General features: G+C 48.0%; 14 protein-coding genes and 4 tRNA genes. 6 read left to right on the top strand and 12 right to left on the bottom strand.

Annotated features, from left to right (window positions below):
• A partial coding sequence (tgt, locus tag VGA08_00155) for a tRNA guanosine(34) transglycosylase Tgt (GenBank protein ID HEX9679022.1) occupies positions 1–885 on the bottom strand: 885 nt, incomplete at its 3' end.
• Between the two features lie 91 nt (positions 886–976).
• Between tgt and VGA08_00150 the strand changes: the two genes are divergently transcribed.
• On the top strand, positions 977–1,141 hold the full coding sequence (locus VGA08_00150) for a hypothetical protein (GenBank protein HEX9679021.1): 165 nt from the start codon (positions 977–979) through the stop codon (positions 1,139–1,141).
• Between the two features lie 263 nt (positions 1,142–1,404).
• A complete protein-coding gene (locus tag VGA08_00145; protein ID HEX9679020.1) occupies positions 1,405–1,701 on the top strand; it encodes an ATP cone domain-containing protein in 297 nt (98 codons plus the stop codon).
• Here VGA08_00145 and VGA08_00140 read toward each other — a convergent pair.
• From VGA08_00140 to VGA08_00125, 4 genes are all read right to left on the bottom strand, one after another.
• On the bottom strand, positions 1,690–3,330 hold the full coding sequence (locus VGA08_00140) for a glycosyltransferase family 2 protein (protein ID HEX9679019.1): 1,641 nt from the start codon (positions 3,328–3,330) through the stop codon (positions 1,690–1,692). The genes VGA08_00145 and VGA08_00140 overlap by 12 nt on opposite strands.
• A 5-nt stretch (positions 3,331–3,335) precedes the next feature.
• Positions 3,336–3,704 (bottom strand): hypothetical protein, encoded by a 369-nt coding sequence (locus VGA08_00135; GenBank protein ID HEX9679018.1) that lies wholly within the window; start codon positions 3,702–3,704, stop codon positions 3,336–3,338.
• A 140-nt stretch (positions 3,705–3,844) separates the two neighbouring features.
• On the bottom strand, positions 3,845–4,351 hold the full coding sequence (locus tag VGA08_00130; GenBank protein HEX9679017.1) for a hypothetical protein: 507 nt from the start codon (positions 4,349–4,351) through the stop codon (positions 3,845–3,847).
• Between the two features lie 174 nt (positions 4,352–4,525).
• Positions 4,526–4,603, bottom strand: a tRNA-Asp gene (locus tag VGA08_00125).
• Between the two features lie 432 nt (positions 4,604–5,035).
• Here VGA08_00125 and VGA08_00120 point away from each other — a divergent pair.
• Together VGA08_00120 and VGA08_00115 are read left to right on the top strand one after the other, a co-directional pair.
• A tRNA-Thr gene (locus tag VGA08_00120) sits at positions 5,036–5,111 on the top strand.
• A gap of 2 nt (positions 5,112–5,113) precedes the next feature.
• Positions 5,114–5,187 (top strand) — tRNA-Gly (locus VGA08_00115).
• A 2-nt stretch (positions 5,188–5,189) separates the two neighbouring features.
• On the opposite strand, the gene VGA08_00110 is transcribed toward VGA08_00115, so the two are convergent.
• Positions 5,190–5,615, bottom strand: a complete 426-nt coding sequence (locus VGA08_00110; protein ID HEX9679016.1) for a DUF1801 domain-containing protein — start codon at positions 5,613–5,615, stop codon at positions 5,190–5,192.
• A 403-nt stretch (positions 5,616–6,018) separates the two neighbouring features.
• Between VGA08_00110 and VGA08_00105 the strand changes: the two genes are divergently transcribed.
• Positions 6,019–6,837: a PHB depolymerase family esterase gene (locus VGA08_00105; GenBank protein HEX9679015.1), complete on the top strand. Its 819-nt coding sequence runs from the start codon at positions 6,019–6,021 to the stop codon at positions 6,835–6,837.
• A gap of 43 nt (positions 6,838–6,880) precedes the next feature.
• Here VGA08_00105 and VGA08_00100 read toward each other — a convergent pair whose 3' ends face one another.
• The 3 genes from VGA08_00100 to VGA08_00090 all read right to left on the bottom strand — a co-directional run bounded on the left by VGA08_00100 (position 6,881) and on the right by VGA08_00090 (position 8,898).
• Entirely contained in the window at positions 6,881–7,138 is a 258-nt protein-coding gene (locus tag VGA08_00100) for an RNA-binding protein (GenBank protein HEX9679014.1), read from the bottom strand.
• Positions 7,139–7,304: 166 nt separating this feature from the next.
• Positions 7,305–8,405 carry a peptidylprolyl isomerase gene (locus VGA08_00095; GenBank protein HEX9679013.1) on the bottom strand — a complete coding sequence of 367 codons (1,101 nt, stop codon included), beginning with the start codon at positions 8,403–8,405 and terminating at the stop codon, positions 7,305–7,307.
• A complete protein-coding gene (locus VGA08_00090; GenBank protein ID HEX9679012.1) occupies positions 8,380–8,898 on the bottom strand; it encodes a PH domain-containing protein in 519 nt (172 codons plus the stop codon). The genes VGA08_00095 and VGA08_00090 overlap by 26 nt, the downstream gene beginning before the upstream one ends.
• 90 nt (positions 8,899–8,988) lie before the next feature.
• On the opposite strand from VGA08_00090, the gene VGA08_00085 reads away from it, so the two are divergent.
• On the top strand, positions 8,989–9,636 hold the full coding sequence (locus tag VGA08_00085) for a hypothetical protein (GenBank protein ID HEX9679011.1): 648 nt from the start codon (positions 8,989–8,991) through the stop codon (positions 9,634–9,636).
• A gap of 3 nt (positions 9,637–9,639) precedes the next feature.
• Here the strand turns inward: VGA08_00085 and VGA08_00080 are convergent.
• From VGA08_00080 to VGA08_00070, 3 genes are all read right to left on the bottom strand, one after another.
• Positions 9,640–9,714 (bottom strand) — tRNA-Arg (locus tag VGA08_00080).
• A 59-nt stretch (positions 9,715–9,773) separates the two neighbouring features.
• Positions 9,774–10,304, bottom strand: a complete 531-nt coding sequence (locus VGA08_00075) for a nucleoside-diphosphate kinase (GenBank protein ID HEX9679010.1) — start codon at positions 10,302–10,304, stop codon at positions 9,774–9,776.
• A gap of 7 nt (positions 10,305–10,311) precedes the next feature.
• Positions 10,312–10,711 (bottom strand): undecaprenyl-diphosphate phosphatase (locus tag VGA08_00070; protein ID HEX9679009.1); only part of this gene is annotated, 400 nt, incomplete at its 5' end.

Below are 10,711 nucleotides of genomic sequence, written 5' to 3'. Positions count from 1 at the left end.
CCACACGGTTCCATGCCTCCCGTTACGAGTCGGGAGGACACAATCAAACAGGTCGATTCCGTGCTCGATGGCGAACCGCATATCCACGGGATGGCCGACACCCATCAAGTAACGGGGGTGGTTACTACTATATTTGTCCGCCAAAAATTCCAGCATATCGTGCATTTCCTGCCGCGATTCCCCTACCGATAAACCGCCAATAGCCAGGCCGTCTATGGCCTGGCCTTGTACAAAGTCTAATGATTTTTGCCGTAAACCTTTGTCTAGCCCTCCTTGGATGATTCCAAAAAGTTTGGGCCAGGTATTTTTCATTTGCGAACTGCTGTTTGCTGATTGCTGTTTACTCTTTTCTGCACTCAAGCGCTTGTGCTCTTTTATTGAACGGATCAGCCAGCGGTGCGTCCGCTCGAGCGCCTCCAGCGTACGGTGGCGTTCCTCCTTAAGGCCAACGACGTCGTCAAAGGCCATGATAATATCGGCGCCCAGTTCGTGCTGGATTTGTATGGATTTCTCGGGGGAGATGAATATCTTGTCGCCGCTAAGCGGAACTGAGAACGTTACGCCCTCGTCGGTTATTTTACGGATCTTACCCAAGGAGAAGACCTGAAACCCGCCCGAATCACTCAAAACCGGACCATCCCACCCCATAAATGAGGCGATTCCGCCGGCAGCCGCGACTATGTCTTCGCCCGGCTGAACATGCAAATGGTAGGTATTCCCTAAGACGATGCTAGCGCCGGTCGATCGAACCTGGCCGGGAGTTAGGCCCTTGACCGCCCCATAAGTGCCGACCGGCATGAATACCGGGGTTTTGACCAGTGTTTGGCCTAACTTAAACCGACCGGCCCGGCTAAAGTTCTCATGTCGCAAAATCTCGGTAAACATCGATATTGATTATATTATGCGCCTGGTGGTATTGACGAGGCTGGTTTGTTCGATTGACAAATATCTGTTTTAGTGTTATTATGCTTATGCTATGAGCAATTCTCTGGCCAAATCAATATCGTTACTAGAAGAGTTCGAACTGTTCTACGAAACTATCCCGGCGCCGAATTACCTATCAGGGGTCGATAAGTCTACCTCGGAACCCAAAAGCCAGCCGCTGCGCGATCGGAAAATCAGCCGCAAACGAAAAAGTTAACCACAACCGTCGCGCTGATAAACCACCGCCCAACAGAGGCGGTGGTTTTGTTATCCCCGTTTTCAGATGGTTTTCCACTGGCCCCATTTATTGTTATATGACAATATGTTGACATGGTTTGTCCGTTTTGTGGTAGCATTGATACTACGGTTCGTAACTCCAGACACTCGAACCGTCGTGGTCAGGTCTGGCGTCGGCGCCGATGCGAGAAGTGCAGACGCCGCTTTACCACGAGAGAGTCCGTTGAGGTGGGCTTTTTGGAGGTGTTAAAACGACAAAAACACCGCGAGAAATTCTCGCGGGCTAAGTTGTTGAGATCATTAATCCTGGCGACTGACCACTTAAAACAACCCGAGGCGGCCTTTGCCCTGACCGACACGATCGAAACCAATCTGCTCAGGAGCCTGCCAGAGACCGGTAATACCCTATCGAGTAAAGATATAGCCCAAGCGGTGTTAACGGTGCTTAAGCGCTTTGATACGCGGTCATACGTCAAATATCTGTCATATCAAACTAATTCATTGGACGCGAGCGAATTAAGAAAGCTGCTAGTCCGTTAAGTCGTTGAGTTCAGACTTGCGGACTTTATCCGTTACGTCGAACTTTTCCAGATACCGCCCCAACATCAACCGGGTTTGAGAATAAAGTGCCGCGAACGAGCCGTACACAATACTGGAAACTGGCAACAAAACCCATTGCAGCACCATCAGGACATTGCGGTGGGCCCGATACCGCGGCGGCCGGGGCGGCAACATCTTCATGCTGAGGAAGACAGTTACTAAAATACCGCCCGCGATAAACGTGTTAATACCGCTGGCTAAACGGGGTAATTGGTGGGCGATGATAGAATCCTGGGCATCCGGGTTTATCAATATCGGCAGCCAAGCCGCACCGGCCAATATCAGCGCCGTCGTCGCCCAACTGACGTGAGCTTCGACCAGCCGCGTGAGCTTGAAAAACAGATCGCGCTTTGCCACTTTATTAGCCGTTAAGAATCCGGTTTTGATAACGTAGGCGATATCAGAGGCGCCATAAGCCCAGCGGCGGAGTTGGATGAACTGAGCTTTAAGGGTTTTACGGTAGGTTTCCGCTAAGACGGCATCCTGAAAAACCGGTACGTAAATCGGCACGACGTCGTGACGGCCGTCATAGCGGAAGTAGGTTCGCCAAAACTGATGGCCGTCCTCGACAATCGATCGAACCGTCCAGAGGTCGGTGTCGATCAAGGTGGCCATACCCTGGGAGTGGGCGGCAAAGTTACGCATCAGGTGTGGCCGCGTGGACACGATTAAATTCCAAAATGAGTTGCCGGTAGCGAGCACTCGCATCGGCGCCGGCGCGTCCCAAATATTGTTGAAGAACATCGGTATTGGTTGATAGGATTTGTACTTTCGGTCCTCGTCTATTAGATAGTTGTAGGTGAGCGAGGCGAAATAATTCGGGTGTACCCGATGGTCAGCATCTAGCGTGGTCACGATATGTTTGGTCGGATCCAGCTTGTGTTGCTTTAGATAGCTAATTAGCCACCGGCCGGCAAATGTCAGATTAGGGCCCTTGCCTATCACCTCCGCTGGCAAATCGGCTGGGTGCTTGATTGCCTTTGCCAGTTTAAACTTGGAGTCGTATTTTTTAATTAAGAATTGGACAAGTTGTTCCTGAGCTTGACCACCCCGTTCCTCATAGGCCACGAGCAGATTGATTTTTTGCGGGTCATAGCGCGAGGTTAGCAGGGCTTCAATGGTCGGCTCTAAAACATTCAGGGCCTCGTTATAGGTAGCGATGATAACAATTTGGTTTATATCCTTAGGCCGGAGGCTTTCATTAAGAGCCGCAAATTTTATCAGATTGCGCCTATGCCATTTGGGCCGGCTATTCGGTATCTCCCCGAATTTTATTAAGGCGCTTTTAGGGTGGTTCAGATCGTCGAGCATCCCCAGCCAATCCGCCCGCATCAACCGACTCAAACGCCGATATCCCTGGCTAGTACGGTAGGCGTAGCCAAAGGCCTTAACCAGCCAAGACAGCATAAACAGCAAAATAAAATAAGCTGCCAGGGTTGGGCTGACAAAACTAAGAGCAATCGGCAGGGCTAATATCGTCCAACTGATCAGACCAGGCATGATTTCAAACAGCCGGTACTTCCAGCCGCGCTCGTGTTGAAGAGGAATCTCTATATCTGCGATTTTCATGAAGCTTATAACAGTTTAAATAAAGCCCGGCTAATGATATAGATAAGTACGGCCACGACCAGATTAAGGGTCATCAACCCATGCGATAATTCCGGCCGCATCTTGTGGACTTTTAGGCTCAAAACCGTGTTGATTAAAAAAGTCAGGAGGGCGAATAACGGCAAAGAATACAGCGAGTACCACTCACCCCGGTTGCTTAAGTTACCCTCGGCATAACCGGAATACCTAACCGGGACCTTGAACTCTCGGGATTCGATATTGAGAACCGAGAAAACCACGATATATAACATGGCCGTAGCCGATATCATGAGCAGCCACAGCGCCCGCCGGTCAGAAAATATTGACTGGTTTTTTATCCAGGTAAAAGGGTTCATTGGATAGTAGTTCTCAGTATAGAGTATAGAGTATCGGGTATAAACAAGAACTGGTTTGGCGGACCTTGGCGGAACAAGTGTGGAATTATTTTATGGAAGTACCAAGTAAAGAGTATTTGTTATCTAGGTGAGAATGAGAGTTACACTGCCTGAGCAATCGGGGCTGTATCGCCACAGCTTACACATTCAACTCTCTCTGAGCCTGCCATTACCATATCAGCAATTCCGTGTGCAGCGTCATATAACGTAAGATGTCCCGTCTCTCTTTCGCAACTACCACAATCTTCTATTGTGCCTGAAAGTCTTCCGCCTGGAACTGTTAAGGCGATATTACCTAATTTTAGAACACGATTTGCTAGTGCTAAAAGTTCCTCATCACTACCGTCTTCAACATAGTAAAGCTCCTCGCTCGCGTCTTTCATTCGTAAGTAGTTGAGAGCCTCGCTAGGAGTAAAGCCTACTCTGACCGCAAGTAAGTTCCGAGCGATAGCAATCTCTCTCCCCATTGAATAATCAACATTCGTACCAAACGCTAATGCCCTATCGTCTCGTCCCCATTCCAATTGACCCATTGCTGTTAAGTCTAGAACTTCGTGAATATCTGCTGGTTCAATTTGATGTCTTTGCAAAAAAATATGTTCTGCCATCACATTCTCCTAATAATTAGCTGAATATAGCACTATCCTGCAAATAATAAAATTACTAATGCTTTACAAAAAAGACCTCCTTTTACAGAGTTCTTATCATGCTTATGTTTGGTGGGCTCGACCCTTCGACAGGCTCAGGGCAGGCCGGATGACGCATGATTCCGTTATAGCTCGTGGCGGGCTCGACCGGATTCGAACCGGCGATCTCCTCCGTGACAGGGAGGCGTGTTGGGCCAACTACACCACGAGCCCACACGAGCTATAAAGAAATCTACACGTTATTTTAATTATTTCCGACCGGATATCGCAAACTAGTTTGCTCTTTCCTCGCTGCTCGGTAAGAACAAGCTAGCTTTTTCTTACCTGTGCGGCTGCGTTCACCGAACCGGCGATCTCCTCCGTGACAGGGAGGCGTGTTAGGCCAACTACACCACGAGCCCTCGTCGGAATCGCAGTAGCGACTTCCGACGCGATCCCATAAACAAATTTATGAGTTCACGTCTGCAGTCTTAGCGCGCTTCCTCCTCTCGACCGCTCAAACAGTCGAGTCGGCTGAGCCGACTCCTTGGTTTGATCGGTCGTATGCAAATAGGTCCAAAGCAACGAACAAATACTAGCAACAAACACCCTTAACTGCAATCTGTTAGACAATAGCTGGCTTCTGTTAGAATAGCCTCGTGTCGGGCCGCCGTAGCTCAGCTGGTAGAGCGACACTTTCGTAAAGTGTAAGTCACCGGTTCGAATCCGGTCGGCGGCTCCAAAGCGAGATTAGTATAGTGGCAGTACGCGTGCTTCCCAAGCACGAAGCGCGAGTTCGATTCTCGCATCTCGCACCAAGTTAAGGTTTATCGAGTTTAGCTTTAACGTACTCGTATGATCGCTTTATAAGCTCTTTTAGAACAGATCTATCAACGTCTTCGAGTCTTTTTATATACAAACAACCGACACTTGTGGTGTATTTGCCTAAGTTATTCATCAAATCATCAAATTCTTTAAACCCCGGCATGATGTACAGCGTCAAATTCTGTTTACGCGGCGAAAAACCAATCGCCATCCAATCGCCTTCGCTGCTTCGGCCTTTATAGTGATAGCTGCCAAAGCCGACAATGCTCTTTCCCCACAACACTGGCGGCTGGCCGGTTAGTTCCGACATCAATTTCATTATCTCGTATGAGTCTTGGCGTTTTTGTTCGTCCTCAACCGAATCGATAAACTTATCGACGTCGCCGTCGTTTTTCCTGGTTTTGAGCTGGTATTTTGCCACCGGTTTAGTATAACAATTCAGGCTACACTTTGCCGTTTGACGTTAGCTAGATCAACTACTGCCGCTCCGATTGTTGTGCCCCGAATAAACTGGGGTATACGTTCCCGGCCTAGCGGAATTGATCCAGGCTCTGGCCTGTTTCCCCTCGCAAGAGGGTGTCTGAACTCTGATGGCAACAGTTCTATAAATTCGAATCTAGATTCATGTGGGCCGTCGCGATTAAGAAGCTCATCGGTCGTTACTCCATTAGCTAGATCGTGATTACATCTTTCCAGACATTTGCCGTACGGATCTCTACTGGCCGAGCTCATCTTTGCTGGACCCACTTTTAACCTCCTATCAACCACCCTTGACCGTTATCTAGTTTTTATTATTGCAAATTAGCTCTGCACACAATTATTAAATGTTGAGCGAGAAAAGTAAAGCCATCGCACTTTCAGATTTGCTAATAAGCCAAAGAGGCCGTGGTAGCCTAAGAACAATGCTCTACCGAAAAAGGAATGCCAACCATAACAACCAAAGGCGTTATTATCGCCTGTACAAGCCCAGGAGCAAGCGTAAACTACCTCTTATTATCGGTTTACACGGCCTGGGTGACACGGCGCTAAGATTTGCTTATTACACCGGGCTTCATAACGTCGTTGGCCGACGGGCGGCAGTGCTTTATCCCGAGGCTACTAAGCCGACAAACCCCGGGGTAAAGCGCGGCTGGAACGCCAAGTTTTGCTGTGGCAGCGGCTGGTTAAATAACATCGACGACGCCGGTTTTATCTGGTCGTTAGTAGACAAACTAGCAGACGAGGGAAAAATCGATAAACGCCGGGTATTCGTGACGGGTTTTTCTAACGGCGGCTTTTTTGCTCAACGATTGGCGGCCGAATATCCCAAAAAGATTAAAAAGGCGGCTGTCGTAGCCGGAACTATTGGCACCGCTAAGACCCGTCTGCGGCCAAAATCAGCCGTACCAATACTGCTAATTCACGGCAAGCAGGATAAAACCGTTCTATTTAAGGGCGGAATTAATAGTAACGACCCCGACTTTGATTGGCTACCTTTTAAGGACACCGTGGCAGCTTGGCAAGCCATTAACGGCCAGTCGGCCGAAGTTAAGACGGTCGAATTTGATAATGCCGGGCACGCTTGGCCGGGCTGGCGGTTAGGGCAAACCTGGCGGCGCAAACCATTAGCTAGCAAACTTATCATCGATTTTTTCTTAAATTAAAAACAGGCTGATTAATCAGCCTGTTTTATTGAAGTCGATATGTCTATCGTTCTTCGCGCGGACGAGCGTGATTAACCACTATCTTGCGGCCTTCGACTTCTGAGTCGTTGAGCGCTTTGATTGCGGCCTCCGCTTCTTCGGTGGTTTCGTACTCGACGAAACCAAAACCCTTAGAGCGGTTGGTGGCTCGATCCATGATGACGACGGCTGAGCTAACTTTGCCGTATTCGGCAAACATTTTCTCTAGGTCTTCATCGCGCATGCTGTAAGGCAAACTGCCTACAAATAACTTGTTCTGCATGATTTGATCTCTTTTAACTTATGAGCAGTACGACCATTCTTACACTTCCCTACTGCCCTAAGTTGAACACTCGTGGAACAGATAGAATCTAAGTGAAGATTCCTGCAAACCGAATCATACAGCATTCACCTCTGTTTGTAAAGAGGTGGTTAATATTCCGGACTTTTTAGGTACTAATGTAGCGGCTTATATCGAGCATGTCTTTCCGGTTATTGATAAAACTAGAAGCATCTTCAAACCGAATCAGGATGTGGGCAATCAAAGCCTCGTTATCGCTCCGATATTTCAAGTTCTTGACGATATGCCAACCGAATAGCGTCTCGACTAAATCATCGGCGACCTCATTCTCGCCAAGCGAGAAGGCTTTTTCCACGATTTGCGGCGGGATATCGGTATTGCTACGAAAAATATAGCCAAATTCTCCGCCGTTATCCTTGGTAAATTCATCCTCCGAGTGAGCCTTGGCGGCCCGGGCAAAATTTTCGCCGTTTTTAATATCGTCTAGGACTTCCTGGGCCTGGACCTTAGCCACCGGGTCAAAAATCGGCACGAGTTTTTGCTTGAGGACCTGGGCTTTAATCACTCGCTTTAAATCACCCAAATCCCAGCCATAAAAATCTTCCAGTGTATCTTCCAGGGTCTGTGACGAATCACCGATACCACCAGAGCTGCGAATAAGATTTATTTGCTCCTCCACCTCATGGTCGGTCACGGTTATACCTTTTTCGTCGGCTAGTTGTCTGATAATTACACTATCCACCACCTTTTCTATGGACTGCTGCTTGAGTCCTTCCAGCTGACTCCGACCTTCAGGCGTCGCAAAGTCAACATTTTCCTGATTGATCAGATAATGGACGTTTTGTCGCAACTCAAACAAATATTCTTCATAGCGTACAAACTGGCCGTCAACCCGCGCCACCGGGAAAGGAATTACCTGCGAGATTCTATAAGCAAACTCGCCGATACTTTGCCGTTGGTAGAGCAGATACCAACTAAGAACCATAAATACGACCAGGACTATGGCGATAATCGAGCTAGATATGATGGCGATACGATGTTTGGAAGCTTTTAGGGGATAAATAAAGCGGCGCGCGCCGGACAACACCGCTTCTCGGTGTTTGGCAACAGTCTCATTGGTAATCCTGTCCGGACTGGTCTCGCCGGTTTGATTTTCGCCGCGTATAAAATCGCGGGCTTTATCCAGTGCCTTATCATCCGACTTCCGCCGAAGTCTCGGGATTTTAAGGCGTAGCTTGCCCTTCTTCACCACGATATTCGAATCCGTTATCCTTAATTGTCTTAATTAAACTGGTCTGTACTCTGGCCGGATGGTGGATGTACTTCAAAACCAGATCCCCGACAAAAGTTTGCACGATAATTGTACCAAAGCCCAGCATCGTTTCCTGTAAACCGGCAATCTGGTAATTGATGTTTTGAATCTTATCCAGGCCAATATCAACCACCGTGCGTTTAAACAAACCCTCCTGGCTGATCTGGATAAACCGCTGATTGGTTACGATATGCAGCGTAAAATACCAACCGACCCAGGCATAAAACAGCGCCAGCAAACCCAGTACCAGCCCGCCGATTAAAACATAGAGCGCCCAAACCTGGTCAAACCAATAAGAATACGGCAGTAGCCCGATCACCCAAAAAGCCAACAGTAGCAGCAGGCCTTTTCTCATTACAATCGGAAACTGCCGAAAAACTAACACTACGTCTTCGTCGTCATGTTGGCCTTCAAAGGTCTTATTAGCCATTTAATAAACATTCTAATAGAGAACGCCCGTCATGGGTAGCCGCGCTTATGCTTGCTTCGGACAGAAAATCAGACCAACATACTCTGTGATATGGAAAGCCCCGGGAAGATTATCCGCTCGCTAGAGCACCGTTTAGCGCTTTTAAGGGAAGGTTACGAGCTGGAATACCCGGAGCCATACGACGATTGGCGATTGCGAGAGCAAGCATTATTTTTTGATTGCGACCCCTGGGAAAAATTCCACCTTATTTGCTATGGCTCGAGCGGCGACCTCTTAAAAACCCTAGCCCTAGCCGATCAGCTAGACAGCTTAGCGGGGCAAGAAGTAGTTTTGTTTTCAGAACTGGCCGATCAATTAAAGTTCGGCCATTTAAATTTGTTCGTTCCCCATTTTAACGACTACCGGCGCCATCACGACGATTCCCAAACCAGCGGATCAGTCGGAGTCGAGATTAACATGCAAATCACTTTTAAAGGCGTTTTTTGTCCGCTGGATAAGCAACTAAACTACTATTTTGTACCGTTGCCAAATTGGGTCGAGACATTGACGTTTTCCCGGCGCATGGGCATCCGTCCCCGACGTCTGGCATCGGGCGGTGTGACGGTTACACGTCCGCTCGAATATAATGATGAGCCGGTCTTCAGCTTAGACAATAATTTGTTGATACCAGATAAGAACAAGCTCGTTATCGGCACTGCCGCGTTCGAAGAATTTTGTAAAAACTCATTTGGCGTCTGACTTTGGTGCCCCCACCTCGACTCGAACGAGGAGCTACTCCTTAGGACGGAGTTGTTTTATCCATTAAACTATAGGGGCCTAGGAGGATCCACGACATTAAACCGACGATAAATCCTCAAGGGTAATACTAACAAATATTAAGATTTCTTAATTGCTTTCTTAGGCCGGTAATTGGCCTTGGTGAAAACGTCGTGCACCATTTCATAATTAAATAGCTCGAAATCGCTGAACCAATGAAGGATTTCTTGTTGGGCTTCTTTTTTATTACCCGAGGCATGAACCACATTCGGTACGGTCGCACCTTTACTGTTGGCAAAGCCATAACTGATGTGGGCATAATCGCCGCGGATGGTGCCGGGGTGGGAAGATTTAGGCTCGGTCTGGCCAGCCATTTTTCTCACTAAATCGACAGCCTCTACACCCTCTAAGACCAAAGCTACCACTGGTCCGGTCATCATAAAGTCGACTTGAGCGTTAAAAATGTCCTTGCCGTGACGCGTAATCATAGTGCCAATTTCTTCATAATGTTTGTGGTAATGTTCCTTGTCGGGATAAACCATTTTTAGACCAACTATTCTCAAACCGGTCCGTTCAAACCGAGTAATAATTTCGCCGATGATGCCCCGTTTGACTGCATCTGGCTTAAAAACAACTAAGGTTTTTTCCATCGAATCCTCATAATATCGCCGTTAATAATACCACTAAGCCTAGGCCCAACCGATAATAACCAAAGCTTTTCAGACCGTTTCGTTCTAAGTATCTAAGAGTAAAGCCAATGGCTAAAATTCCGGAAAAAAAGGCTACTACCGTACCGATAATAACCGCGCCGGCATCACTATGCCATAGGCTGAGGGTCTCCTGTTTGAACAACGACCTGACAATAGCACCGGCAATTACCGGAATGGCCAGCAAAAAACTGTATTCGGCCGCATCTTTAAATGACAGTCGGCTGGCCCGACCAGCTAGCATGGTCGCACCCGCGCGAGAAGTACCAGGCAGTAAGGCCAAGGCTTGGGCTAAACCGATAAAAACCGCCGATTTAATACCCAGCGAGCTAAGCGGCCGACTCGATAGT

This window comes from Candidatus Saccharimonadales bacterium (assembly GCA_036397795.1).
Taxonomy (GTDB): Bacteria; Patescibacteriota; Saccharimonadia; order Saccharimonadales; family DASWIF01; genus DASWIF01.
The sequence above is the reverse complement of the archived record's forward strand: the minus strand, read 5'-3'. Positions and strand labels throughout refer to the sequence as shown.